At 69.8% G+C, this 25,798-nt stretch carries 18 protein-coding genes, 1 pseudogene and 1 riboswitch; of the genes and pseudogenes, 7 read left to right on the top strand and 12 right to left on the bottom strand.

The genetic code is table 11. The features are described 5' to 3' along the window. Positions 1–2: 2 nt before the first annotated feature. Genes VG296_RS12135 through VG296_RS12115 form a run of 5 tightly spaced genes read right to left on the bottom strand, consistent with a single transcriptional unit; the run spans position 3 to position 6,164 of the window. The gene (locus tag VG296_RS12135; RefSeq protein ID WP_325565767.1) at positions 3–1,049 is read right to left on the bottom strand and encodes a Gfo/Idh/MocA family oxidoreductase; all 1,047 of its coding nucleotides are present in this window, start codon (positions 1,047–1,049) and stop codon (positions 3–5) included. 28 nt (positions 1,050–1,077) lie between these two features. Then, a complete protein-coding gene (locus tag VG296_RS12130) occupies positions 1,078–2,094 on the bottom strand; it encodes a DUF6807 family protein (protein ID WP_325565766.1) in 1,017 nt (338 codons plus the stop codon). 4 nt (positions 2,095–2,098) lie between these two features. Further along, entirely contained in the window at positions 2,099–4,102 is a 2,004-nt protein-coding gene (locus VG296_RS12125) for a hypothetical protein (protein ID WP_325565765.1), read from the bottom strand. Positions 4,103–4,125: 23 nt separating this feature from the next. Further along, positions 4,126–5,223 (bottom strand): Gfo/Idh/MocA family oxidoreductase, encoded by a 1,098-nt coding sequence (locus VG296_RS12120; protein ID WP_325565764.1) that lies wholly within the window; start codon positions 5,221–5,223, stop codon positions 4,126–4,128. Then, entirely contained in the window at positions 5,223–6,164 is a 942-nt protein-coding gene (locus VG296_RS12115) for a BadF/BadG/BcrA/BcrD ATPase family protein (RefSeq protein WP_325565763.1), read from the bottom strand. Before VG296_RS12115 ends, VG296_RS12120 begins: the two co-directional genes overlap by 1 nt. A 225-nt stretch (positions 6,165–6,389) precedes the next feature. On the opposite strand from VG296_RS12115, the gene VG296_RS12110 reads away from it, so the two are divergent. The 7 genes from VG296_RS12110 (at position 6,390) to VG296_RS12080 (ending at position 17,627) form a co-directional block, all read left to right on the top strand. After that, on the top strand, positions 6,390–7,529 hold the full coding sequence (locus VG296_RS12110; RefSeq protein WP_325565762.1) for an ROK family transcriptional regulator: 1,140 nt from the start codon (positions 6,390–6,392) through the stop codon (positions 7,527–7,529). Between the two features lie 181 nt (positions 7,530–7,710). Next, on the top strand, positions 7,711–8,670 hold the full coding sequence (locus tag VG296_RS12105; RefSeq protein ID WP_325565761.1) for a sugar ABC transporter permease: 960 nt from the start codon (positions 7,711–7,713) through the stop codon (positions 8,668–8,670). After that, on the top strand, positions 8,663–9,538 hold the full coding sequence (locus VG296_RS12100; RefSeq protein ID WP_325565760.1) for a carbohydrate ABC transporter permease: 876 nt from the start codon (positions 8,663–8,665) through the stop codon (positions 9,536–9,538). Before VG296_RS12105 ends, VG296_RS12100 begins: the two co-directional genes overlap by 8 nt. Positions 9,539–9,642: 104 nt before the next feature. Next, the gene (locus VG296_RS12095; RefSeq protein WP_325565759.1) at positions 9,643–10,953 is read left to right on the top strand and encodes an ABC transporter substrate-binding protein; all 1,311 of its coding nucleotides are present in this window, start codon (positions 9,643–9,645) and stop codon (positions 10,951–10,953) included. Positions 10,954–10,984: 31 nt separating this feature from the next. Then, a complete protein-coding gene (locus tag VG296_RS12090; protein WP_325565758.1) occupies positions 10,985–15,367 on the top strand; it encodes a glycoside hydrolase family 38 C-terminal domain-containing protein in 4,383 nt (1,460 codons plus the stop codon). A 232-nt stretch (positions 15,368–15,599) separates the two neighbouring features. Continuing rightward, the gene (locus tag VG296_RS12085) at positions 15,600–16,424 is read left to right on the top strand and encodes an indole-3-glycerol-phosphate synthase TrpC (RefSeq protein ID WP_325565757.1); all 825 of its coding nucleotides are present in this window, start codon (positions 15,600–15,602) and stop codon (positions 16,422–16,424) included. Positions 16,425–16,580: 156 nt separating this feature from the next. Continuing rightward, entirely contained in the window at positions 16,581–17,627 is a 1,047-nt protein-coding gene (locus tag VG296_RS12080; RefSeq protein WP_325565756.1) for a patatin family protein, read from the top strand. 5 nt (positions 17,628–17,632) lie between these two features. On the opposite strand, the gene atzF is transcribed toward VG296_RS12080, so the two are convergent. The 7 genes and pseudogenes from atzF to VG296_RS12045 all read right to left on the bottom strand — a co-directional run bounded on the left by atzF (position 17,633) and on the right by VG296_RS12045 (position 25,715). Next, positions 17,633–19,399: an allophanate hydrolase gene (gene atzF / locus VG296_RS12075; protein WP_325565755.1), complete on the bottom strand. Its 1,767-nt coding sequence runs from the start codon at positions 19,397–19,399 to the stop codon at positions 17,633–17,635. 1 nt (position 19,400) lies between these two features. Beyond that, on the bottom strand, positions 19,401–21,488 hold the full coding sequence (locus tag VG296_RS12070; protein ID WP_325565754.1) for a 5-oxoprolinase/urea amidolyase family protein: 2,088 nt from the start codon (positions 21,486–21,488) through the stop codon (positions 19,401–19,403). Next, on the bottom strand, positions 21,485–22,102 hold the full coding sequence (locus VG296_RS12065; RefSeq protein ID WP_325565753.1) for an urea amidolyase associated protein UAAP2: 618 nt from the start codon (positions 22,100–22,102) through the stop codon (positions 21,485–21,487). Before VG296_RS12065 ends, VG296_RS12070 begins: the two co-directional genes overlap by 4 nt. Beyond that, complete coding sequence (locus VG296_RS12060) at positions 22,099–22,806, bottom strand: urea amidolyase associated protein UAAP1 (RefSeq protein WP_325565752.1); 708 nt, start codon at positions 22,804–22,806, stop codon at positions 22,099–22,101. Before VG296_RS12060 ends, VG296_RS12065 begins: the two co-directional genes overlap by 4 nt. Then, complete coding sequence (locus tag VG296_RS12055; protein WP_325565751.1) at positions 22,803–24,347, bottom strand: amino acid permease; 1,545 nt, start codon at positions 24,345–24,347, stop codon at positions 22,803–22,805. Before VG296_RS12055 ends, VG296_RS12060 begins: the two co-directional genes overlap by 4 nt. Positions 24,348–24,497: 150 nt before the next feature. After that, positions 24,498–24,631, bottom strand: a riboswitch (guanidine-I (ykkC/yxkD leader). A gap of 73 nt (positions 24,632–24,704) precedes the next feature. Further along, positions 24,705–24,953, bottom strand: a pseudogene (locus tag VG296_RS12050) (IucA/IucC family C-terminal-domain containing protein); the annotation flags it as partial. Positions 24,954–24,962: 9 nt separating this feature from the next. After that, positions 24,963–25,715 (bottom strand): type 1 glutamine amidotransferase domain-containing protein, encoded by a 753-nt coding sequence (locus VG296_RS12045; RefSeq protein ID WP_325565750.1) that lies wholly within the window; start codon positions 25,713–25,715, stop codon positions 24,963–24,965. Between the last annotated feature and the right edge of the window lie 83 nt (positions 25,716–25,798).

The following is a 25,798-nucleotide window of genomic DNA, read 5'->3' as shown; positions in this document are numbered from 1 at the left end:
TCTCACAGCTCCACCGCCGTGCCGCTCGCCGCGGATTTCGCCACCGCCTCGATCAGCCGAACCGCCTCCAGCCCGTCCACCACGTTCGGATTGGCAGGCTGCGCACCGCGCACCGCTCGCGCGAACGCCTCGACCTGCCGCTCATACGGGTCCGTATCGGCGAACACCGGAACCGTGAGAGCGCTCTCTCGTGCCGAGTACGCCCGCACATCTGAGGCGCGCCGGAAGAACGGGAAGTGCGTGTCGACGCGGAGCTGCCCCTCGGAGCCGAAGATCTCGATACCCTCGGCGCCGTCGCCCGGCACGTCCACCGCAACACCGATCGTGCCGACCGCGCCGGAGTTGAGCGTGACCAGCACGCTCCACGCCTGGTCGCGGCCGAACTCGCGGTGAACAGCCAGCACCGAGTGCACGTCGCCGAGCAGGAAGCGCAGCGTGTCGAAGATGTGCGCGCCATGCGTGGCGAGCAGATACCTCCGACGATCGGCCTTGAAGCCCGCCTCGGTGCCGCGAACCTGCTCGTCGACGAACGTGCGTGGGAACAGCGTCGCCTCGACCCCGGGCCGAATCGATCCGATGCGATACCAGGCGTTGAAGGACCGAGCCTCGCCGAGCTGTCCCGATGCGATGAAATCGCGCGCAAACGAAAGTCCCGGATCGTGCCGCTTCGTCGCGCCGACCTGAAGCGTGAGCCCTGTCTGTGCCCGCAGTTCGACGAGCTTCCGCGCCTCGTCGACGGTCGAGGTGAGCGGCTTCTCGACCAGGACATGCTTCCCGGCCAGCAACGCCGCTTCGGTCACGGAGTAGTGGAAGCGGTCGGGTACGGCGATGAGTACGGCATCCACCTGATCGTTCTTGAGGACGTCCGCCGCATCGGTGACGTACGAGGCGATTCCGTAGCGCGCGGCCAGGGCCCGCACCACGTCCTCGCTCTGATCACACACGACGACGGGTTCGATCCCGTCCGCCTTCTCCAAGGCGGGCAGATGCGCGACCTGCGCGATCCTCCCACAGCCGATGAGTCCGAGTCGCACGCTACTTCCGCTCATAACCGAAAGCATACGGGAGTATCCGAAACTATGCGTCGGCCACGGTGACGCTGAACGTGCGGGAGAGCGCGCCGCCTGGATCGAGGACGAGGACGCGGTTGTAGGCGAAGGCGATGCCAATGGCTGGGTATTCGGTGGCGCGGACAAACCAGCGGTCGCCGCCGGCGAGACCGCTGAAGGTGAGGGCGAACCGCTTGCCGACGATCGAACGAGAGGTAGAACCGGAGGTGGCGGCACTATCAGCGACGGCGCTCCGGACAGTCGCGCTCCCTGCGGCGCCACTCCCAGTGGCGGCGCTCTCGGCGGCGGTCCACTCAGCTGCGCCACTCCCAGCGGCCTTCCCGGCAGTAGCACTTCCAGCGGCGCTCCCGGCGGCGGCACTCCCCGCGTCACCGCTCGTCGTACCGGTGGCGGTGAGCTCCGGGAGAGCGCTTCCGTTGACGAAGCCTTCGCCGCGTGCGCGGTCGGCGGTGCGGGGGTCGCGGGCCTCGATGGTCAGGTCCCGCGTCGGGGGCAAACGCCAGAAGAATCCGCCGTAGCCCGCTCCTTCGCCGCGTCCGTTGGTGGCGGGGCTGCGGATCTCGACCGGGGTCGGGCGGACGTTCGTCAGCGTGGTGGCGAAGGTGAGCAGCCACGAGTCCTGCGTAGCGCCGGGCGACGCGGATATGGTGCGGTGTTCGGCGAGCAGTTCGGCGCCCTCGTGGTCGCGCCAGATGAGGTCGTGTTCGAGCACGCTGTCCGAGTGCTGCTGCCAGACCACGTGCTCGATGCTGCCGTGATCCTGAAGCCGGATGTACCCCTTGCCGTGCACGTAGCTGCGTCCGCCCCACAGGTTCGTGCCCGCGACGTCGGCGATGGCCAGGCCCGCTCCGAGGTGCCATTCGTGGTCCGCCGGCAGCACGTCCGTCACGACGGTGCCGGCCAGCGTGCGCACGGGGTGGAGGTACGGGCGCGGGACGAGGGTCGGGTCGATATCGGGGGCCAGGACGTAGTCGGCGACCACACGTCCCGCGACGCGGAGCCTGGGTTCTTCGAGGTCGGACATGAAGTCACGTCTCGCTCGGGGTGAGGGTGAGGATCGGCTCGCCATGCTCGTCACCGGACGGGTGGCCTATCAGGGCACTGAAGTCGGGGGTGTGGACGAGCACGCCGTTCGGCGCGGCGTCTGCCGTGACTCTATATGCAGCCGGGTCCGAGGCCGGACCGTAGCAGACGGCGAAGACCGCCAGTCCGGCGGGCGCGTCGGAGAGCGCGCCGCCGAGGACGAGGTTCGTCCCGGCCACGCGGTGCCAGCCGCTGTCCGGGTCGCCGTAGCCGCGCGGGTCGTCCGCGAGCGCGAACGACACCTGCTCCAGAGTCAGGCCGATCGTGCGCGGGCTGTTGAAATACGTCGGGCCGTCCGGCGGGTTGATCACGCGGAGCTTGCCCGCGCTGCGGATCGCCAGTTGGCCGGTGGTGATCGTGCCGGACGTGGCGAGGACCGCATTCGGGATCCCGAGGGCGAAGAGAGCGCTCTCCGCGCCCGCGGCATGCGAAACGGAGAGGATCTTCCGCTGGCGGGAGTCGACGGCCTCCAGGTACGGCAGGCCCGCGAGGAAGTCCAGCGAGGCGTCGGCGGGCAGGCCCGAGCGGTCGAGGACCGTGACGAGGTGTACGCGCTCTCCATCGCAGACCACGAGTTGCCGCACGGACACCATCACCTGGTCGCGCGTCACGACCGCCTTGGTCACCAGCTTCGCCGACAGCCCGCCCGCGACCGCGTCCCGCGTACGGATCGGGCCGAGCGGACGCGTCAGCAGCATCCTGCTTCCGTCCGGGTACTGCAGGATCGGGCCGATGCCGTGCTCGTGGTCCGCGACGGCCTCGATCACGGCGGAGCCCGCCGCGTCGATCACGTACGGCGTGAGCTTCGCCGTCAACGTGACCGAGGTGCGGCCGGAGCGCACGGAGTACGGGGTCTGCTGCGGCTCCGGACCACGCCGGAACCACTCCCCCTCATCGTCTTGCAGCAGCCAGACGGTCGCGAACGCGAAGTGGCCGCTCGGGGCGCCGCTCTTCGCGGGCCAGGTGTACGCGCAGCGCCGGTCGCCGAGGTATCGGCCCAGGTCGGCGCCGATTCGCCGGCTGAAGTATCGCAGGCCCGGCATTCCCTCGTAGCCGCTGTGCTGCTCGCTGTAGCGCGGGCCGCCGAAGTCGAAGCCGCGTACCGAAAGGCGAGTCTCAAGGTGCCGAGCGATCTCGTCGCCGTCCTCGAGGAACCACTGCTCGCCGCTCTCCGCATAGGCCTTGGCCAGGAACGTCAGCGAGATCGGCACGTAGTTCTGGTCGTGGCCGGCGCCGTGTTCGGTCGGTAGCGCGAATCCGCGGTCGACGATGCGTTCGGCGCGGATCTCGTCGCGGTACAGGCGCCGCGCGTCGGCGGCGATCTGTTCGGCCTCCGCGGCCCGATCCTTGCAGCGCAGGAGCCGGGCGAGCATCAGCGCGGCGGCGATCGAGCCGATCGCCTGGTTCGCGGTCTGCTGCGGGTTGAAGATGCTCGCTTCGGTCAGCCAGCTCCAGTAGCCGACGGCGAGCTCGGTGACCTGCGCGTACTGCTCCTGCGTCAGCAGGCCTTCACCGAGTTCGATGATGTTGACGGCGTGCAGCAGCGCCCAGACCGTGCTCGGCCAGTCGCCGAACGGGTGCTCGCCATCTCCCGGCATGTAGCGCGCGTAGGGCAGGCCGGAGTCCCGGCGACGCAGGAAGGCCTCGCCGGGATTGTCCGCGCGGTAGACGCGTTCGCGCAGGAAATGGTCCGCTCCCCTGCGGGCGGCCTCGATGAGCTGCCGGTCGCGCCGGTCGCCGCGGTGCCAGGCGAGGCAGAGCAGCGAGATCACGCCGAGGGACATGTCGCCGATGTCGTCGTCCGCGGCCGGGTCCTCGAAGTTGCCGTCGGGCTGTTGGTGTTCGATCGCCGCGGCGACGAGGTCGGCGAGGACCCGCGTGCGGGACGCGGGGTCGAGCGGCAGGTCGTGCACGCTCGCGTGCTGGCTCGGCAGGTAGATCGCGGTCACGCCGGGATGCCTTTCGTATTCGGTCAGACCCAGGAGAGTCCGTCGAGCTCGCTGAACACTCTTCCGGTCGCGACGGCGCGCGCGACGGCGTCCTCGATACCGGGGACCGTGCGGCCGCGCTCGCCCACTCTTAAATGATCCACTGGGATGGCGCGCGGCGCAGGTCCGCGCTGGATCGCCTCGAGGACCTCGGTGAACGCGCGGGTCGAGCGCAGCGGGCAGCGCAGCACGTCGCGCGCGGGGTCGTCGTCGAGATGCCCGATGAGGTCGTCGATGAGGGCCACGCGGTGGCCGACCTGCTCGTCCTCGCCGGCAGCCGTGATGCTGAGCAGGCGGTCCTCGGTGTACCAGATCGTCGCGGTGCCGCGGGTGCCGAAGACGCGCACGTAGGGCTCTGATTCCCACTCCGCGCAGAGCGTCGCGGCCAGTGTCACGCTCGCGCCGTCCGTCGTGATACGCGCGCAGGCGGTGTCGTCGGTCTCGATGTCGTACGCGCGATACGGCTCGGCCATCACCGACCGCACATACTCACCGGCCAGGCGCAACGCGAGCGCGACCCCGTGCGCGAACGGGTTGGTCAACACGCCGTCCGCGACGGTCACGCCGTCGAGCCGACGCTTCCCCGCCCACGGTGAACGGCTGTAGTACTCGTATCCACGCCGCCAGCATCCTGACATGGCAACGCGCTCGACCTCGCCGAACTCACCGCCGCGGACCTTCGCAATGAGCTGATCGACAGCGGAGGAACCGAAGGCCTGGAAGCCGACCTGGCAGTGCCGACCCGCGTTCGTGGCCGCTGCCAGCAGCCGGGAGTGGTCCGCAACGGACGTTACCGGTGGCTTCTCGAGCAGCAGGTGAGCGCCGACTCGTAGCGCGGCCTCAGCGATCTCCAAATGTGTATGGATCGGTGTGGAGATCACTGCGATATCAGGATGCAGCTTCTCCAGCAAGCGCACAGGATCGGTGTCGAATTCGTGGTCTGCGAGCTCGGGATCGCGTCTGTCGGCCACGCCGCAGAGTTCGAGTACGCCGTCGCGCTCGCGTTCGAGCAGGCCCTCGAGGTGGACGCGGCCGTGGCCGTGTACCCCGATCAGCACTACGCGCGGACGTGGCCTGCTCATCAGGCGACCTCGACCTCGGCCAATCCCGCCCCGGCATGCACCATCCGCTCCGCGATCACCAGCGCGCCCTGAACCGGCGGCACGTCGAGCCGGTGCACGGCCGTGTCGGGCAGCAGCATGGCGAGGCGCCGCACGAAGGCGTCGTACAGGCGCGGCTGGTTGAGGATCACTCCCCCGCCGACAGCCACGCCGGACGGGTCCACGCCGCGGGCCGCGACCTGCACGATGAGCTGGGCCAGGGCCTCGGCCGCGTCTTCGATCACTGCTTCGGCGACCGACGAGCCGCCCTCCAGGGCATCGAAGACGAGCGCTGCCCTGCTGCCCCACTCGCGCGCACCGGCATGTGCGGCCATCGCGTCCGGAAGGTCCGTCACCTCGCTGACCTGGTACGCGTCCAGCAGCAGCGCGGCGAGCAGGTCGGGGTCCTCGCCCCGGTCCCGCGCGGCGAGGCTCGCCCGGGCGGCCTCGCGGATCAGGCCGGGGGCGCTGCCCTCGTCGCCGAAGAGCCAGCCCCAGCCGCCGACGTACACCGGCCGCCCGGCCGAGTCCCGGCCGACGGCGACCGAGCCGGTGCCCGCGACCAGGCCGATGCCGTCGCCGAGGCCGACGGCGGGGGCGAGCAGTTCGGCGTCGTTGACCACCAGACAGGGGGCGCCGACGAGCAGTTCGAGTTCGCGGCCGAGCGCCGCACCGTCCTCAGCGCTTTCGCAGCCGTGTGCACCCACCGCGATCGCGAGGGGCGTGGCGCCCGGGAGCGTCCGGGCGATCAGCTCGGCCAGAAAGCCGGCGGCGCGGCGGAAGTCGGCGGGGACCCAGCCCTCGCTGGAGTACACCTGGTCGGCGAGCAGGCGGGACGCGACGGCACGCAGATGTGTCTTGGTGCCGCCGACGTCGATTCCCACCCGGACGCCTGAGATCGGGCCCGGTAGCAGGTCCGGCACGGGGTGCTCCTCTTTCCATCGGATCCGCCGCGCGCGGGGCGCGGCGGATGGCGGTGCATGGATCGAGTGCGTGGCCCGCCCCGTGCGAGGCGGTGGCTGCGCCGGTGGCGCAGGATCCGGGAGGCTGGGACCCACCCGGGTTCGTTAGTCACTAAACTAACGAAGCCCCGGGGCTGTCAAGGGGTAACGTCCTCCCGGTGGATCACGAATGAGGAAAGGTCTGCGATGGCTTTTACGGATCCCGGCCCGCTGAGCGAGAGCGCCGGCCAGGTGTTCGCGCAGCTCGCGCGGTTCGTCCGGGCTACCCGCCCGCGGCTCGCGGCGGCCTGCGAGCTGTCCAAGCCGACCGTCTCGACGGCGATGGCCGAACTGGAGTCGGCGGGCCTGGTGGAGCGGGACGGCACCGCGTACGGCGTGACCGGGCGGTCCGCGGCCGTCTACCGGCTCTCCCGCGCGGCCGGGTACGTGCTGGCCGTGGACCGCGGGCACACGCAGGTCTCCTTCCGCGCGATCGCGCTGGACGGCACGCTGCTCGACGAGGGCCAGAGCGCGCGTCCCGACCGGGCCTGGTCGATGATCGGCGCGGCGCTGTCCCGGCGGACCGAGGACGGGCCGCTGCGCACCGCCGTGGTCGCCGTCTCGGACGTGGTGCTACCGGATCCGGCCGCCGACCCGGTCACCGCGCGGCGCGTCGGCGAGGCCGTCGCCGGGCTCCGGCTGCCCCGGGACGTGCCGGTTGCCGTCGAGAACAACGTGAACTGCGCCGCGATCGCCGAGCTGCACGACGGCGGCGACGGAGCTCCGAGCGACGTCGGCCACTCCCGGGACACCTTCGTGTACCTGCAGGTCGGCGTGGGGATCGGCGCCGGGATCGTGATCGGCCGGCGGCTGGTGCGCGGCCGCAACGGGGCCGCCGGAGAGGTCGCGCGCCTCGCGTACCCGTGGACGGCCGGGCGGCCGCCCGGCCAGGAGGCGCTGGAGGCGCGGCTCGGCTCGCCGGGCCTGATGCGGCAGGTCGGCGTCGTGTGGCGGGAGGGCGACGGCCCGCTGCCGGTCGACCCGGAGGCCTTGTTCGCGCTCGCCGCCGACGGCCACCCGCGGGGCGCGGCGCTGGTCGCCGAGCACGCGTCCGAGGTCGGGAAACTGGCCGCGTCGCTCACCGCCGTGCTCGATCCCGGGCTGGTGATCCTCGGCGGCGGGGTCGGCCGCAACCCGCTGCTCACCGACGGGGTCCGGAAGACCCTGCGCGCGCTCAGCTGGCCGACGAACGTCGAGGTCAGCAGACTGGGCGAGCGCGCCACCGTGCTCGGCGCCGCCCACCTGGCGCGGGAACACGGTATAAACACCGTGGTAACCGGCGGGTAATCGCCCTGCTCATAGAGTTTGTGCTGACCTCTTGACATGAGAGGTCGCCGTCCCCAGAATGCTCGGCAAGCGCTTTCCAGACGAATCCCTGGGACGGACGTACTGGATCGACGGGCGCCGTGCGTGGATTTCATGGCAGAACTCGAACCCAGCTCAGCGAACCGTCCCAGGAGCAGATCCCATGGCGTCAGTGCACACCGACCAACGCGTCGTCGCGGCCGGTCCGAGCGTCACCGCCGAACGCGTCCGCAAGCCGCGCAAACGCAAGCGGCACAAGCACAACCGGGCCGCCTACGCGTTCCTGACCCCGTGGCTGATCGGCATCTTCGGCCTGACGCTGATCCCGATGGCGTACTCGCTGTACCTGTCGTTCACGAACTACAACCTGCTCACCGCGCCCAAGTGGATCGGCCTGGAGAACTTCCGGCTGCTGTTCCAGGATCCGAACTTCTGGCAGTCGGTGCGGGTCACCTTCGAGTACGTGGTCTTCTCCGTGCCGCTCAAGCTCGGCGCGGCGCTGATCGTCGCGGTCCTGCTGAACAAGAAGATCCGCGGCCTCGGCTTCTACCGCTCGGCCTTCTACCTGCCCTCGCTGCTCGGCGCCTCGGTGGCCGTCGCGGTGATGTGGCAGCAGGTCTTCTCGCAGCAGGGCCTGCTCAACGAGTTCCTCGGCGTGTTCGGCATCCACGGCCCGGACTGGATCGGCCAGCCCTCGACCGCGCTGTGGACGCTGATCCTGTTGGCCGCCTGGCAGTTCGGCACCCCGATGCTGATCTTCCTGGCCGGGCTCAAGCAGTTGCCGAGGGACGTCTACGAGGCCGCCTCGCTGGACGGCTCAGGCCCGCTGCGCACCTTCTTCAAGATCACGCTGCCGCTGCTGTCGCCGATGATCTTCTTCAACCTGGTGCTGGAGACCATCAACGCCTTCCAGACCTTCACGCCGGCCTACGTCGTGAGCAACGGCCTCGGCGGACCGGTCGGATCGACGCTGCTCTACACGCTCTACCTGTACCAGAAGGGCTTCGGCAGTCTGCAGATGGGCTACGCCTCGGCGATGGCCTGGCTGCTGTTCCTGGTGATCGGCCTGTTCACGGCCGTGTACTTCGCGACCGCGCGGAAGTGGGTGACCTACGGTGACTGAACTCGCCGCGACCATACGCAGGACCAGGAGAAGCCGCCTGGCCAGGTCGAGCTGGCGCACGCACGTCGTGCTCGGCATCAGCCTGCTGGTCATGGTCTACCCGCTGATCTGGCTGGTCGGCGCCTCCTTCAAGCCCGAGGACCAGATCTTCTCGACCTGGAATCCGCTGCCGCTGCACGGGTTCACGCTGTCGAACTACACCAGCGGCTGGACCGCGACCGGCACGTCGTTCACCGTGTACATCGCCAACTCGCTAGTGATCTCAGGGCTCGTGGTCATCGGCAATCTGCTGACGTGCTCGGCGGCCGCCTACGCGTTCGCCCGGCTGGACTTCGCCGGAAAGAAGCTCTGGTTCGGCCTCATGCTCAGCACCCTGATGCTGCCGTTCCAGGCCACGATGATCCCGCAGTACGCGATCTTCTACAAGCTGCACTGGGTCAACACCTTCCTGCCGCTGGTGGTGCCGTACTTCCTCGCGGTGGACGCCTTCTTCATCTTCCTGATGACCCAGTTCATCCGCGGCATCCCGCGCGAACTCGACGAGGCAGCCGAGATCGACGGCGCCGGGCACGTGCGGGTGTTCTTCTCGGTGATCCTCCCGCTGCTGCGCCCGGCGCTGATCACCACGACCGTGCTGACGTTCGTGTGGATCTACAGCGACTTCCTGCGCCAACTGGTCTACCTCAACGACAACAGCCGCTACACGGTCCCGCTGGGCCTGAACTCCTTCGTGGACCGGGCGAGCGGCTCGAGCTACGGCGGCCTGCTGGCGATGTCCGTCGTCACGCTGCTGCCGATGGTGCTGGTCTTCCTCGTCTTCCAGAAGCGACTGGTCGACGGCGTGGCCAACGCGGGAATCAAGGGCTGACCGCGCCCCTCCAGAGTCTCGCCGCCACCACGCGGCGTTACCCGCACAACTGCACAGCCGCACCTCCCTCCCCCCTTCCCTCATTCCAGAAAGTAGCTCCGCATATGTCCGAACTGTCCAGAAGAGGCTTCCTCGGCCTCGGTGCGGGCGCCGCAGCACTTGCCATGGCCGGCTGCAGCGACTTCACCTCATCGAGCTCGAGCAGCTCATCGAGCGACACCCTCGTGTTCCGCTGGTGGGGTGGCACGGCTCGAAACGAGGCGTACCAGTCGGCGCTGAAGGTCTTCACGCAGAAGACCGGAATCAAGGTGACCGCACAGTACTCCGGCTACAACGGCTACTTCGACAAGCTGAACACCGAGTTCGCGGGCGGCACCCCGCCGGACGTGTTCCAGATGGACACCGCCCTGACCAGCACGTACGCGGCAAAGGGGGTGCTGAGCGACCTGTCCAAGTACATCCCGGGCACCATCGCGCTGAACACGCTGTTCACCCAGCTGCGCACGGCCGGCACGGTCAAGGGCGTGAACTACGGCATCGCCTCAGGCTCCGGCTACGCGCCGGTGCTCTACAACGAGACCGTGCTGGGCAAGCTGAAGATCGCGTACCCGGAGAACTCCTGGACCTGGGACGACTTCACCGCGATCACCAACGAGGTCGCCAAGGCCTGGGGCTCTGGCAAGTACGGCGCGATGGACGCGTCCGGCGACGACTCGGGCGCCATGCAGCCGTGGCTGCGCCAGCGTGGTAAGGACCTTTACACGCAGGCGGGCGAACTCGGCTTCGACTCGAACGACCTCGGCGACTGGTGGAACTACTGGGCCGGCCTGCGCAAGACCGGTGCCTGCTGCCCGGCCGACCTGGTCGCCAACTACGGCAACGCCGACTCGACGAACCCCTTCGTGTCCGGCTCCGTGGCGCTGACGAACGGCTGGGGCCTGTCCCAGATCGCGCCGCTGATGACCGCCTCGCTCGGTGAGATCATCGTGCCGCGCGGCACGAACGGCAAGACCGGCCAGGCCCTCAACGGCGGCGTGCTGCTGGTCATCCCGACCAAGAGCGCCAATCCGACCGGTGCGGCCAAGCTGATCGACTTCTTCCTCACGGACAAGGACGCGGTCAAGATCATGAGCACCCAGCGCGGCCTGCCGCCGTCCACGCTGGCGGAGAACGAACTGCTGCCGACCCTCAGCTCGTCGGCGAAGACGGACGTGACCTACGGCGACTACGTCAACCAGCAGGTGGCGACGGACGCGCTGGCCAACCCGCCGTCCGCCCCGCCCGGATACGGCGACGTGAAGACGGCGCTGGGCAACGTCTCGTCCGCGGTGGCGTTCGGCAAGCAGTCCGTCTCGGGCGGCGTGAGCTCGTTCTTCGGCCAGGCGAAGACGATCCTCGCGCAGGCCGCCGCGTAGTCCGCCACGACGACAAGAGAAGAACTCTGCCATGCGGATCACCGCCGTCCACGATACCGACCTGTTCATCGGGACTCTCAATGCTCCGAGACAGTTGACCAGGGTGGTGCTGGCGGGTCTATCCGCACCGGCGACGGTGCGGATAGACGGTCCGCTGGTCGAGACGCCTGTTCCCGCGGTCGTTGCCTCGGCCGTTCATTCGGACGCGGGTGAGGTGGGCGTCGAGGTGACAGTCGAGGTCGGCGTCGTGTTCCGGTCGCCGTCCGTCGAGGGCGGCACGTATCAGGCCACGGTGATCGTCGAGTCCGGCGACGCCCGCGTCACACAGCCGGCGCGGCTCACGCGTGCCGAATCCGGGTGGACGATGTGGATGATCTCGCACTTCCACTACGACCCGGTGTGGTGGAATACGCAGGCCGGATTCACCGAGACGTGGCTGGACCTGCCGGGCGCGCAGGAGAAGCGAATGCCGTTCCAGCTCTCCGCGTTCGATCTCGTACGCGCGCACCTCGACGCCGCCCTGGACGACGAGGACTACGCGTTCGTACTCGCAGAGGTCGATTATCTGAAGCCTTACTGGGACCGGTTCCCGCGCGACCGGAACGTTCTGCGCCGACTGATGCGCGAGGGCCGCGTCGAACTCGTCGGCGGCAGCTACAACGAGGCGAACACGAACCTGACGCACCCCGAGTCGACCGTACGCAACCTCGTGTACGGGATGGGATACCAGCGCGATGTCCTCGGCGGCGAGCCGCGTTCGGCCTGGATGGTGGACGTGTTCGGCCACGACCCGGCGTATCCGGGTCTCGTCGCGGACGCGGGCATGGACTCGAGCGTGTGGGCGCGCGGCCCGTGGCACCACGTCGGCGCCAAGCGGCACACCGGCGACATCAGCCGACAGCAGTTCCCCTCCGAGTTCGAGTGGATTTCGCCCTCGGGGCGCGGCGTGCTCACCGGATACCTCGCGGACCATTACGTGGCCGGCTGGGACATCGAACGCGTCGACACCCTTGAGGAGTCGATGCAGAAGGCCCACGACAAGTTCAGCGAGCTGAAGAAGGTCGCGGCCACGCGCAACGTGCTGCTACCGGTTGGGCACGACCATAACGTTCCCTCGCGCTTCTGCACGCAGATCCACCGTGAGTGGAACGCGCGCTACGTGTGGCCGCGCTTCCAGGTCGGCATCCCGCGCGACTTCTTCGCGGCCGTCCGCGCGGACGCGGAGAAGCGCCGCACGGTTATCAGCATGCAGACACGCGATATGAACCCGGTGTACACCGGCAAGGACGTGTCCTACATCGACACCAAGCAGGCGCAGCGCGCCGCCGAGGTCGCGGTGCTGGACGGCGAGCGACTTGCGTCTCTCGCGTTGCTGCTGGGAGCGCGATACCCGCATGAAGCGCTCGACAAGGCGTGGCGCCAACTCGTCTACGGCGCACACCACGACGCGATCACCGGCACCGAGTCGGACCAGGTGTACCTCGACCTCCTCAACGGTTGGCGCGAGGCCGATGAGCTGGGCCGGGAGGTCATCGACGGATCCATAGACTTCCTGGCGCGGCACGTGGCTCGAGCCGATGGGCACTCGATTCTCGCCGTCAACACCCTGTCTTTCGAGCGCGACGCGATCACGACGGCGACAGTGAAATTCGCGGAGAGGCTCACGGAGAAGTTCACGGACGAGTCTGCGGAGCCCGTGCGAGGCGTGCGCGTCGTCGATCCGGCCGGGGTGGAGGTTCCGGCGCTGACCGAATCCGTCGTGCGCCGCGCGGACGGTTCGATCGCCGAGATCGCGCTCTCTTTCCTGGCCAAGGCGGTTCCGTCGCTGGGCTACCGCGTGTACGGGGTGGTCCCGGCCGACGACGTCCCCGCTGGCTGGGTCCGCATCGACGCATCGGCACCGTCGGCACGGATCGAGAACGAGAGCTTCGTCGTCGAGGCGGATCCGGCACGCGGTGGAGCGCTCTCCAGCGTCGTGGACCTTCGGGCCGGCCGCGAACTCGTGCGGCCCGACGGACTCGCGGGCGAGCTCACACTCCAAGCCGAACTCGCCGACCACGACTATTGGGGCGAGGGCCCCTGGCATCTGCTGCCCACCGGACCGGGGACTGCCACCGGCGAAAGGCCCGCCGCATCCGTGCACGTCGAGACCGGCCCGCTCGGTTCACGCATCGTCGCCACGACCGAACTCGAAGACCTGCGGATCACCCAGCTCACCAACCTCTGGCGCGGCATCGAACGCGTCGACCTGACGACGCACGTCGACGGATCGATCGGCCAGGACCACCTGCTGCGCGCCCGTTTCCAGTTCGACGCACCGGGACTGCTGCCCGTCGCAGAGGTCGGATTCGGTGCAGTCGGCCGCTCATTCGGATTCCCGGAGGCCGATGCCGCGCAGAGCCTCTGGACGCTGGACAGCCCGGCACACACGTGGGCCGGACTGTCCGCGACAGTACGGCTGAACCTGCGCCGCGAAGGTGCGAACCGGGACGAGCGCGCGAGCGGAGATGACAACTCCGTCGACGTGCACGCCATCGGTGTCGCCGAGGTGGTAGACGACACCTCGCCCGATCGCGCGGAGCATGTGCGTGCCCTGATTGCGGCGCTGGCCGCGAAGGGCGTGACCTCGACGTTGACCAAGCCGGACGGTGAGCGATACGGCGCCCTCGACGTGGACTCGAACCTTCCGGACGTGCGCATCGTGCTCGGACGCAACAACGTGTTCGCATCGGCCGTGCTCGACGCCGCCGGACCCGAATATCGCGCCGCTCTCGAAGCGAACGGACGCGTGTTCGTCCCCGCGCTGCGCACGCGGCGCGAGCAGTGGGTCCCCGGCGCCGATCTGCGCGGTCCGCGCGACCTGCCGGTGCTCATCATCGGCTCGTCCCCGGCCGCCATCGCAGAGCTCATCGACGACCTGTCCGATGCCGCGATCGAAGTTCCGGTGCCGGCCGGTCTCGCGACGACCGCCGAGCCCGCCGACGACTACTCGATCGCTGTCGTCAACCGCGGAACGTCCGGCTTCGTGGTGGATGCGGAGAGCGCTCTCAGCGTCAATCTGATGCGTGCGTGCAGCGGGTTCCCGTCGCGGTACTGGATCGAGGGCGAGCGGCGTACGGTGCCGGACGGGTCGAGCTTCGCGTGGCAGCACTGGTCGCACTCGTTCGCGCTCAGCATCGTGGCGGGTCCGGGCGACTGGCGAGAGAGCGCATTCTCACGCGTGGGCCAGGACGTGAACCATCCCGTGCGCGCGAAGCAGGCAAAGAGCGCGCTCCGCACAGAGAGCGCTCTCAGCACCGAGCTCGATTCCCCCGCGGACCGTCCACTGCCCGCCGAACTCAGCCTCATCTCCGTCACCCCGCACAACGTGCTGCTGACGACCGCCAAGGCTGCGGGCAATCCGCTCGCATCCGGCGTGTGTGAAGGGCATCCCAGCGAACTCAGTCTGCGTATCTACGACTCAGCAGGTTTGGCGACGAGTGCGATCGTACGTGTCCACGGAGGCATAGAGAGCGCTCGTCGCACCGATTTACTCGAAGACAACTCCTCCGAGGTTCTGACTCCAATCGACGCATCGTCCGTCACCGTGGACCTCTCCCCCGCCGACGTGGCGACCATCCGAATCGCGCCGACCCCGCCCAGCTTCCCCGACCACGATGGCGCGCTCGCGCACGACCCGCTCGCGCGTATCGCAGAGCCCGTACAGCCCGTCTTCACACGCTACTGGCTGCACGATGCGGGCCCGGCGCCGATCGGGAACCTGCCGTCGTCCGTGCACATCAGCGCCGCAGAGAGCGCTCTCACCGTCACCGTGAGCTGTAGCGGGCACGAGGCCGGCGGCGTCGCCGAGCTCGTCGTCCCCGAGGGCGTATCCGCGGCGGACGTGGACTTGCCATACAAGCTCGCGCCCGGCGAGCATGCCGAGTTCGGCGTTCCCTTCACCACGTCGGGCGAGCCCGGCCGATACATCATCGCCGCGCGTATCAGGGACGATCTCGGCCAGGTACTGGAGGACACTGTCGAGATCCGCGTCGGCGATGTGGCCGAGGGAGAGGCGGCCGACGGAGACCTCGTGGATGTCGTCACCGATTGGTCGCCGGTCCGGCTCGCGCCGGGCCGGAGTGCTGAACTTCCGGTGCGGCTCACCAACCTTGCCGCGAGTGAGATTCGCGGTGAAGTGGCGCTGATAAGCCCGTACGGCACGTGGATCGGGGACGGGGACGTCACCGTGACGCCACGTGTTCAGCCTTTCACTCTCCGATTCGGCGAGTCGGCGACGCTGAGCTTCACCGCGCACGCCGACCCGGCCGCCCGCGCGGGGGCGCATTGGTGGGCTCTGGCACGCGTGGCCTGCCACGGACGCCTGCGGTACCAGCCCTCGACCGGCATCGCGATCGTGGAATCAGCAGCTTGACGCGTGTTCGACAGAATTCCAGAACATGCATTTAACACGACGTTTCCGCAGGTCAGCAAGATCGATTTGGCCTTGGACCCGGGGAATGGGTTAGCTTCTTTGTGTACCGGGCAAATCTCGGCCAAGGCTGAGACCCCGTCACCGAGGAGGCAGCGTTGCACAAGCCGGTCGCGCTCGAAGATCGGACCTGCGCCGTCGTCCGTCCGCCGGCGAGCGTGAAGGCGGCCGCAGCGTGACGACAGCCGGTGGCTCCACCTCCCCCATAGCGGTTCTCGCCAATCAGGCCCTCGCCCGCGTCGCCACCCGTCAGGCCCGCGTCCCGCTCGACGAGATCAAGGCCAGGGCGCTGGACCGGCCGACCCCGCTGAACGGCAAGGAGGCCCTCGGCAGCGAGCAGATCGTCGTCGTGGCCGAGCTCGACCCCGCGCACTCCGCCCCCGGCGAACTGGCCGAGGAATACGAGGCGGGCGGCGCCGGTGTGATCGCGGTGCCGATCCGGCCGGGCGCGAACGGCGTCGGCAGCTCGCTGACCGCGATGAACGACGCGAACGTGCACACGCACACCCCGCTGCTCTGCATGGACCCCGTCGTCTCCAGCTACCAGCTCTGGGAGGCCCGCGCGCACGGCGCCAGCCTCGTGCTGCTTTCCGCGTCCACGCTGCACGACGAGGCGCTGGTCTCGCTCGTGGAGCGCGCCGCGACCATCGGCCTGACCGCGGTCGTCGAGGTCTGCAGCGCCCGCGACCTCGTACGCTCGCTGCGGGCGAAGGCGCACACGCTCTTCCTGCGTCCGCCGCAGTACGTAGCCGACGGCTCGATCCAGATCCAGGCAACGCTCGCCAAGCTGCTCCCCCTCGTCCCGAACGGCGTGGTACGCGTCACCGAGTGCGGTTCCACGCCGCGCCGCGACCTGATCAGCAGCGCGAAGCTGGATGCCGACGCCATCCTCGTCGGCCGCACCCACCTCGCCGAGGGCACCCCGAGGCAGGCGGTCGCGGACCTCGTGGCGGTCGGATCGCACCCCGCGCTCGCCCGTCGGCGCGAGCAGGCCGTCTAACCCGGTCGTTCGATATACCCAAAGCTCAAGAGCCCGTCGCACAGCATAGATCTCCCGTTCACAACCCCCGGGTACGTTCCCCTCGGTAGGCACTCGCCCACCGCGGCCACAACGGAGAACGGCCCCACAAGGGCCGCGACCAGGGGAGAGAGGGCAGTGGCGGAGCAGCTTCTCGGCGGATTGACGGATCAGGACCAGAATCAACGGCTAGCGTCCGTCCTCGCCGACCGGCTGGCGGCGGGTAGCCGCCCCGGCGCGCGGACGGACGGCCACCGGGTCGCGCTCGCGATCGAGGGTGGCGGAATGCGCGGCAGCGTGTCGGCCGGCATGGCGTTGGCAATCCACGAACTCGGCCTGCTCGAGGCCTTCGACGCGGTCTACGGCGCCTCGGCGGGCGCTCTCACGGCGGCCTGGCTGCTCAGCTCGAAGCCGCAGGGCATCCTCAGCTGCATCGACCCGCGTTTCACCAGGGCGTGCATCCGCACGACGAACCTGCTGCGCGGCCGCCCGCTGGTGGACGTCGAGAAGCTGGTCGAGGACATCTACATCCGCGAATACCCGCTGGACTACGCGTCCGTGCTCGACACCGCGATCGAGCTGCACCTGCTCGCCACCGACATCGCCACCGGCGAGCCCAGGGACCTGTTCAGCGAGATGACGGACGGCAAGGCGCTGCGGCTGGCCCTGCGCGCGAGCACCGCGCTTCCGGTGCTGGCCGGACGTCCCATCGAGTTCGGCGGCCGGCGGTACTACGACGCGGGCCTGGCCGAGTCGGTGCCGTTTCGTCAGGCACTGCGTGACGGGGCGACACATGTGCTGGTACTGCGATCGAAGGCCGTCCACGACGTGCCGGCGACCAAGGGGGCGGAAGACCGTGTTCCGCCGTCGCTCGGTGCCCGCTTCGTCGCGAAGGTCGCGCTGCGCAGGCACACGCCTCAGCTCAAGGCCGCGTATCTGGCGCGGCGTGCGCGCATGGTGGACGACGACCGAGACCTCGCCGCGTACGAGCTGGATCTCGACGGAACCTGCCAGTCCGCGGTGCTCTCGATCCGCCCCGACCGGTCCGTCCCGGCCGTCAGCCGCTTGGCGACCGACTCCAACCTGCTCCACGAGGCCTTCGAATTCGGCCGTCGCGCGGTGAATTCGTGGTTCGCGGCGACGGACCGCACGAGCGCCGTGAGCTCGGATCTGCTGGCGGCGTAGCCGGGTTAGGGCGTCGCGCAGTACGCCCGCCAACCGCCGTACTCGGTGATGTCGAGGGCGCCGTCCGGGATCGGGCCGTTGGCGACGAAGCCGAGGACGGTGCCGCCGTCGGCGAGCGCGACGGGTGCGAAGCCGAGCGGCGGCGGGACGGATTCGAGCAGGGCGGCAAGGCTCTGCTGCGGGAGGTCCCAGACCTCGGCGAGGATGGCGGCGCCGGTGCCGTCGGATACCGGGAACAGGCCGGGGCGGGCCGGCGCGGGGCCGGGTAGGCGATGGAGCCGGTACTCCGGGGCCGTGCGCGTGCGGCGGGTCAGGGTGGCGCCGAGCTCGCGGAGCTGGGCGTTGAGCGGAAGGCCCGACAGGTGCGCGCCGACGACTGCGAGCCGCGTCCAGCCGGGGCGCGCGTTCGCTCGGTCGGCGTATTCGTCGTCTTTCTCACCGGTCCAGGCCGCGGCGAGGTCGAGCAGCCGGTCGTCGGCGAACGATGGCGCGATCAGCTGGACGCCGAAGGGGAGGCCGTCCGCGCGACGCCCCGCGGGAACGGCGATGGCGCAGAGGTCGAGCAGGTTGACGAAGTTCGTGTACGTGCCCAGCCTCGAGTTGACGCCGACCGGATCGGCCGCGACCTCGGCGAGTGTCGGATGGCCCGGAGTGACCGGCAGCAGCAGCGCATCGGCCACATCCCACACGGGTTCGGTCAGCCGTCGCAGCCTGGCCAGCTCGTCGAAACCCGCGAAGGCGTCCGCGCCGCTGATGCCGGCGGCGCCGCCGAGTACGCGGCGTACGGTCGGATCGAGGTCCGGGTGGTCGAGGCCTTCGTCACCGAGCAGGGGCGCGATCGCGTTCCAGCGTTCGGCGAGCCATGGGCCTTGATACAGCAGGCGGGCCGCGGCGAGGAAGGGCTCGATGTCCACTTCGACGACGTATTCGGCCAGTTCACGGGCGTGGTTGAGCGCGGACTCCCAGGCGTCGCGGTGCTCCGGGTCGAGGTCGAGGTCGGAGTCGCTCGCGGGGACCGCGATGACGCGGGGGACCGTGGCGAGGTGCGGGCGGTGCGGGGGCATCGGGCGTGCGTACGGATCGGCGGCATCGAAGGCGGCGAGCGCCGCGTACGCGGCACGAGCCTCGCGAACCGATCGGGTGAAGATGCTGACGCAGTCCAGGGAGCGGCACGCGGGCAGCACGCCGGACGTGGAGATCAGCCCGCGGGTCGGCTTGAGCCCGACGATCCCGTTGAACGCGGCGGGCACCCGGCCTGAGCCCGCGGTGTCGGTGCCGAGCGCGAGTTCAACCTGACCGGAGGCGACGGCCACTGCGCTGCCCGAGCTACTCCCGCCGGACACGTACTCCGGATGGCCGACCGCGTGACAGGCGCCGAACGGGCTCCGCGTGCCGACGAGACCGGTCGCGAACTGGTCGAGGTTCGTCTTTCCGGCCGGGACGCCACCCGCTTGGATCAGTCGTCGTACCGCGAAGGCGGAGGAGTCGGCCGCCCGGGCGGCACGCGCGGGAAACGCGGCGGAGGACGCCACTCCGGCGATGTCGATGTTGTCCTTGACGGCGAAGCGGATGCCGGACAGCGGGCCGCCCTCCGCACGCTCCGGGGATCCGGGCTCGGCCCCGGACGCAGCCTCGAACTCGGTGCCGAGCTCGGCGGCGACGATCCGGGCGGACTCCTCGTCCGTGAAGCGGGCGATCCACTCCGGCGCGATCGACTGCGGCACGATCGACTGCGGCGCGATCGGCTCCGGGGCGGGCGCGTTGATCGGCATGTCAGACTCCTGCTGTGACTTTGGCGGACGCGAGTTCGGCCCAGCGGGCGCGTTCGGCGGCGAAAGACCGCTCCCGGCGTCGGACGAACTCGACGGTCTCCGGCGGAAGCGGGGTGTCCGGGCCGCGTAGGGCGCCAAGGTCGAGGGTAGTCGGGGACATCCGCAATTCGCGGCTGCCGTCGGCGATTCCGGCGCGCAGCTCCATCAGCTCCTCGTGGCCCACCGGTTCGAAGCGGAGCAGGTCGAAGGTGCGCAGCAGCCACGGTTCGGCGGCCGGGGACGTCGAGTCGGGCGCGGGCTTTCGCCAGACGGGGACGGTGCGGCCGACGAGCTGGTAGCCGCCGGGGCCCTCCATCCCGTAGACGCACAGGTACGCGCCGCCGATGCCGACCGCGTTCTCCGGCGTCCAGGTGCGCGGCGGGTCGTACTTCGTGGTCACGAGCCGGTGCGCCGGATCGAGCGGCACGGCCACCGGCGCGCCGAGATAGACGTCGCCGAGTCCGATGACCAGATACGTGGCCTTCCGCACGATCTCGAACACCTCGTCGCGCGAGTCCAGGCCGTTGACGCGGCGGATGAACTCGACGTTGTCCGGGCACCACGGCGCGTCCGGACGCACGCCGCGCTGGTAGCGGCGCATGGCCTCGTGCGCGTCGGGGTCGTCGAAGCAGATCGGCATCGTCACTTCGCGCACCGGCAGTTCGACACCGGCCGGGTCGGGCGTCGCGAGCCACGCGTCGCCGATCTGCTCGGCCAGGCGCCGCGGATCGATCCGCGTCGGATCGAAGCCGAGCAGCAGGGATCTGACGCCCTCGACGTGCTCCGGCACTCCGGCTTGCGCGCCGAGCAGCCCGCGCGCGGTCAGCTCGCGACGCAGCAGGTGGATGCGGGCGCGGACGGTGAGATCGAGGCGCGCCGGGCCCGCTTCGACGAGCACGTGGTGGTCGCCGCTGAACCGGACGGACAGCTCGGGGCGGGACCATGCCGGGCCGATCGTGAGCAAGGGGGCCGGACGGTCCCAGGTGGCCTCAGTGACCGCTGGCGGGACAGTTGGGGCGGGTGCCGGAGCGAGCCCGCTCGCGGTTGGCGGGAAGAGGACGGCGGCGACGGCGGCCCGAGGGTCGGCGAGCAGGCGCCGGCGCTCGGTCCGCGCCGCGTCGGCGGCCCGCGGGGTCACGGGTTCGAGCCGCACGAGGTCGCCGGGGCGGAGTTGGCCGAGCTTCCACAGGTCCGGCTGGACGACCGCGGCCGGGACGACGAAGCCGCCGAGGCTGGGACCGTCCGGACCGACGATGACCGGGGTGTCGCCGGAGACCATGATGCCGCCGACCGGATACGCCGAGTCGTGGATGTTGCACGGGTGCAGGCCCGCCTCGCCGCCGTCCGGTCTGGCGAACTCGACCGGCGGGCCGGCGAGCCGGATTCCGGTCCGGTCGCTGCGGTGGTCGACCTCCCAATCGGCCGCGAACAGCCCGGCGAGCGCGTCGCCGGTGAAGTAGTCGGGGGCGCCGTGCGGGCCGGGGATCACGCGGAGGGTCCAGCGGCCGCCGAGTTCGGGCAGGATCGCGGCGAGTTCGGCCGGAGCGTCGCAGTTCTCGTCCCTGCCGAGCGGAAGCGCGTCGCCCGCTTCCAGGGCCCGTCCGGTGCCGCCGAAGCCGCCGAGCAGGAACGCCGCCCGGCTGCCGAGCACCCGGGGGACCGCGACGCCGCCGCGTACCGCGAGATACGCCCGGAGGCCCGCGGGGCCGCAGGGTCCGAATTCGAGCACTGAGCCGTCCGGTGCGGCGAAGGGCTCGCCGGGACGGACCGGGCGGCCGTCGAGTCGGGCGCCGCGGCAGGCGCCGGCGAGGGCGGCGAGCACGTGGCCGCCCTCGCCGGCGCGGAATCGAAGCGTCGGCCCGACGAGGACGGCTTCCAAGCCGGCCGCGCCGGGATCATTGCCGACGGCCCGGTTGGCGAGCGCGAAGGACAGTCCGTCGTAGGCTCCCGACGGCGGCACCCCCACGCCCCACAATCCGCGACGTCCACCGAGGTCCTGCACCGCGGTCTGCACGCCGGGGGCCAAGACCTCGATCCATGCGTGGCTCACGGACGCCGTCCGGTGAGGCTGATCGGGGTCGGGTCGTAACCGTTGCACGGGTTGTTCAGCTGCGGGCAGTTGGAGATCAGCAGGAGCAGGTCCCGCTCCGCCCGAAGTTCCACGTACTTGCCCGGCGCCGACACGCCGTCTTCGAAGGTCAGGCCGCCGTCCACGGTCACCGGCACGTTCATGAAGAAGTTGATATTGTGCGCGATGTCCCGCTTTTCCAGCCCTCTCCCCCACTCCTTCGCCTTGCGCACGAAGGTGGTGCGGCACGAGTGCTGGTGCCGGGTGAGCCGGCCGTAGCGCACGACGTTGCTCTCCTGCGAGCACGCGCCGCCGAGCGTGTCGTGGCGGCCGCAGGTGTCGTCCACGATCGTCGCCAGAGGATCGCTGTTGACTGTCATCAGCACCGAGCCGGTAGTCAGGTAGACGGCGCCCTGCTCGCGGATGGTGTCCATCGCGCTGTATCGGTTGGCGTAGTCGTGCGCGTCGTAGAAGAGCGTGTCGACGGCCTGATTGCCGTGCAGGTCGGTGATCCGGAGCAGCGTGCCCGCCGGGATCTCGCCGATCCAGCCGTCACCGGCCTCGACGATGTCGTCGAGCACGAATTCGTCGCTCATGCGTAGCTCCACTCGGCGAGTTCCAGTGATCGACTCGTCTCGGCGCGCCAGGTGCGAGACGCGTCCCCGGGACCGGGTGCCGGTCCTTCGGCGATTTCCAGCAGGACGCCCGCAGGGTTCCAGGTCTCGGCTGGATCGAGCGGGTGCGGCGCTGTGCTGAGGACGATGAGCAGGTCGATCTCGGCGCGAAGCGTCACCCAGTCGCCCTCGGAGGCATGTCCGGGCACGTATGTCAGAGTTCCGCGCTCGTCACCGGCCGACGCCACCTTGCTGAAGAAGTTGATATTGGCGTGGAGGTCCCGCGCGCCGAGGTCGTGCTTCCACAGCTCGGTGAGCAGGCCGAAGCGGGCGCTGCGTCGCCATTCGTTGCGGTCCGCCGCGTACGACGACGGGCCGAAGCGGCGTTCGACGGCGTCCGGAAGACTGTGGCCGGTGATCGCGTCGTGCCAGTCCAGGCTGGATCCGGTGACGGCGGCGAGCGCGCGACCCATGTCGGACATCAGTGTCATCGGCGGCTTGATGCGCGCCGACATCTGGGCCTTGAGGGTGTCCGGCACGTTCAGCCGCTCGGTCGGATCATCGAGTGCATAGATCAGCATTGCGACATTCGCGCCGGGACCGAGGCAGCGCAGGGTCAGGGTCCGGTGACGGCGCAGCCGCAGCGATTCGGCCGCGCCGCCCGGGACTTCGATCGCGCCGCTCACGCCGTGGCCTCGGCGGCGTCCGCGACCTCGGCAGGCTCCGTGGCCGCGGTCACGGGGCGGTTGGCGAGCAGATACGCCGCATATCCGAGCACTGCGACGCCAGCGAGGAACAGCAGCGCGAAGAACTGCAGGTACCAGTGCCCGCCAGCCGGGTCGTAGACCGCCTGCCGCGGCCAGGCCATGTTGATCGCCATGAACAGGCCGTAGCAGACGGCGAGCGCGTTGATCGGCAGGCCCCAGCGGCCGAGCGTGAACTGTCCGGGCCCGGCCGGTTCGAGGCCGCGCCGCCGCTGGACCAACATCGGCAGCGTGACCAGCAGGTACGCGAGGTAGACGATCACCACTGCGACACTGGTGATCGCGGTGAACAACTGCGCCTGGCCGACGTTGACACCGAGGATCGCGATCGCCGCGACACCGATCAGCACGGTCGGCAGCACGGGCGTGCCGGTGCGCCGCGAGACCTTCGCGAGCCGTGGAGCGCCGGGCAGGACGCCGTCGCGCGCCATCGAGTACGTCAGCCGCGATGCCGCGGTCTGGATGGCGAGCGTGCAAACGCAGATCGCGATCGCGACGTCCACCAGCACCGCACGGCCGAGCCCGTCTCCGAGCCTGCTGGTGACGACGTAGGGCAGACCCGCGGTCGCGAGCTGGCCGTCCGTCAGCGAGGGCGCCGCCATCAGCGCGGCGAGCAGCAGCGCCGCACCGCCCGCTCCCGACACGGCCAAGGCCTTGATAATGGCCCGCGGCGCGGTCTTGCGCGGCGAGCGCGTCTCTTCGCTCAGCTCGCCGGCGCTGTCGAACCCGTACATGACGTACGCGGCCATCAGCGCGGAGACCAGGAACGGCCAGACGTACGTGCCGTGCCCGGCGACGCCCGCCGTCTGCGTGACCACGCTCGGGCCGCGCTTGGCGTGCGCGAACAGCAGGACGACGAGCGCCGCGACGCCGATCAGCTCGCAGGTGACGCCGATGCTGTTGATAAGGGCGGTGAGCTTGACGCCGAGCGCCGAGACGACCGTGGTCAGCGCGATCAGGATGGTGCCGAGCAGCACGGCGTTCGTCGCGCCGGACTTGGTGGTCAGTGCCGGATCGCCGCCGAACAGCTGGAAGCCGCTCCACACGGACGGCAGCACGACCTGGAGCGCGATGGCAGCGGCCGAGACGCTCACGACCTGCCCGATCAGCATCGTCCAGCCCGCGAAGTGCCCGACGAGACCGGTCGACATGCGTCGAGACCACTGATATACGCAGCCGGATATCGGGTAGCGCGCGGCCAGTTCGGCGAAGCAGAGCGCGACGAGGAACTGCCCGGCGAACACCAGCGGCCAGGTCCAGAAGAACGCCGGGCCGCCGAAGCTGTAGCCGAAGGAGAAGAGCTGGAAGACCGTGGTCAGGATGGAGACGAAGGAGAAGCCGGCGGCGAAGGACGCGTACGAGCCGAGGCCGCGCCGCAGTTGTTGGGTGTAGCCGAACTCGGAGAGGTCAGCGGCGTCGAGGGCGTCAGCACCCTCGGCCACCGGAGATACGACGATTGACATGAGGGTCGCCTTTCCGGGTGAGCGCACGGGAAGGCGGCCGAACGGCGCAGTGCGCCGTCGGCCGCCTGATTCGGTCTGTGCGAATGGTGCTGAAAGAGCTGTCACGGCATACTCCGGGAGCCGGGCTCGGCCTATGGCCGAGCTCACCTGGCCTCCCGGGCTTTTCTCCCGCCGTGGAACGGAGCCGACCGACTGGCGGGCGGACTCCGTCTGCGTCTCTCGGACCAGACCCGGCCCCCGCTCGAGGCGGGCGTGCGGCCGACGGAACCCTAGACGCGCCCCGCCTTCGTGTCGGCGGGTCGTATAGAGAACACCTCGCTCATGTCACGCGCGAAGACCGCCGATGTTAACCGTGCGTCACGCTCCCCGCAGGCGAAGCTTCACGAGCGGGTTCTCCAGCGTGCCGGCGAGCTGGAGAGCGCTTGCCGGGTCCTCAAGGTCGACCATCTGCAGGTTGTCGCGCAACTGGAGCCGGTTGAGACAGGACAGCGGGAAGCGCCCGACGAACAGGTCGAAGACCTCGAAACGTTCGGCGAGGTGCGGGTTCGCCCGCTGATAGTCGCTGACGCAGTCCGCCACGACCTGCCAGAACTCGTGCTCAGGGAGACGGGTCGCCTACCGCGCCCGGGCCTTGAGGACCTCCAGGTACCTCCTCGCGAACAGGTACGCGTCTCCCGGCCAGCGCGCCGAGACATAGGAGCCGTCCTCGACGACGAAGGCCGCGCTGTCGTCCGTCGCCGTGCCGCGCCGGGTCAGCACGCGAGGGCCGCGCCGGAAGTGCTCCTGCCCGCCGAGCGCGGCGACGACCTCGTCCTCGACGTACGCCGGGTACGTGCGGTAGTACCGGCCCAGCCGCCAGGCCGTGAGCAGGTACGCCGAGCGCTCCATGTACTTCGGCAGGCAGGTGCTGGACCGACCGTGCAGGACGCTGCGGCCGGTGGCCTGGTCGATCGTGCGCGCCAGGACCAGCACGCCGTGGCAGATCGCGCCGACCGGACGGCCGGTCGCCCAGAACCGCGCGACCGTCTTGCGCAGCGCCGCCGAGCCCAGATACTGCCGCATTCCGGGCGCGTGGCCGCCGACGAGCAGGAGCCCGTCGAAGGACTGCGGGTCCAAAGACTTCCAGTTCAGCGGGCCACGGAAGCTCGGATCCTCGGTCATCTCGCGATAGAAGGCGATCGGTTCGGGCTCGGCGCCCAACTGGCCGAACAACACGCCGGTCAGCAGTCGGGGGTCCGCGGCCGGGGCGCTGCCGCCCGCCTCCGTCGCGAAGATCACCTCGTGCCCGGCATCCGTCAGCAGGCGCCAGGGCACGGCCGCCTCGGTGACGTCGAAATCCCGGTCCGGCAAGGGCATCAAGACTCTCATGGGAGGCAGTATCGCGGTGCCGGGGCAGACCGCCCAGCCCCGGCATCTTGCATAGATATATAAAGGCGCTTTAGTCTTCTAAG

It is taken from the genome of Actinospica sp., assembly GCF_035552695.1.
Lineage (GTDB): Bacteria > Actinomycetota > Actinomycetes > Streptomycetales > Catenulisporaceae > Actinospica.
Note: the sequence above shows the minus strand (reverse complement) of the source record. Positions and strands in the feature narration are given on the sequence as shown.

What these genes read in the sequence shown, in the direction of transcription:
- VG296_RS12135 (WP_325565767.1), bottom strand. Translation starts at nt 1,049, where the DNA reads ATGAGCGGAAGTAGCGTGCGACTCGGACTCATCGGCTGTGGGAGGATC.
- VG296_RS12130 (WP_325565766.1), bottom strand. Translation starts at nt 2,094, where the DNA reads ATGTCCGACCTCGAAGAACCCAGGCTCCGCGTCGCGGGACGTGTGGTC.
- VG296_RS12120 (WP_325565764.1), bottom strand. Translation starts at nt 5,223, where the DNA reads ATGAGCAGGCCACGTCCGCGCGTAGTGCTGATCGGGGTACACGGCCAC.
- VG296_RS12110 (WP_325565762.1), top strand. Translation starts at nt 6,390, where the DNA reads ATGGCTTTTACGGATCCCGGCCCGCTGAGCGAGAGCGCCGGCCAGGTG.
- VG296_RS12105 (WP_325565761.1), top strand. Translation starts at nt 7,711, where the DNA reads ATGGCGTCAGTGCACACCGACCAACGCGTCGTCGCGGCCGGTCCGAGC.
- VG296_RS12095 (WP_325565759.1), top strand. Translation starts at nt 9,643, where the DNA reads ATGTCCGAACTGTCCAGAAGAGGCTTCCTCGGCCTCGGTGCGGGCGCC.
- VG296_RS12090 (WP_325565758.1), top strand. Translation starts at nt 10,985, where the DNA reads ATGCGGATCACCGCCGTCCACGATACCGACCTGTTCATCGGGACTCTC.
- atzF (WP_325565755.1), bottom strand. Translation starts at nt 19,399, where the DNA reads ATGCCGATCAACGCGCCCGCCCCGGAGCCGATCGCGCCGCAGTCGATC.
- VG296_RS12065 (WP_325565753.1), bottom strand. Translation starts at nt 22,102, where the DNA reads ATGAGCGACGAATTCGTGCTCGACGACATCGTCGAGGCCGGTGACGGC.
- VG296_RS12055 (WP_325565751.1), bottom strand. Translation starts at nt 24,347, where the DNA reads ATGTCAATCGTCGTATCTCCGGTGGCCGAGGGTGCTGACGCCCTCGAC.
- VG296_RS12045 (WP_325565750.1), bottom strand. Translation starts at nt 25,715, where the DNA reads ATGAGAGTCTTGATGCCCTTGCCGGACCGGGATTTCGACGTCACCGAG.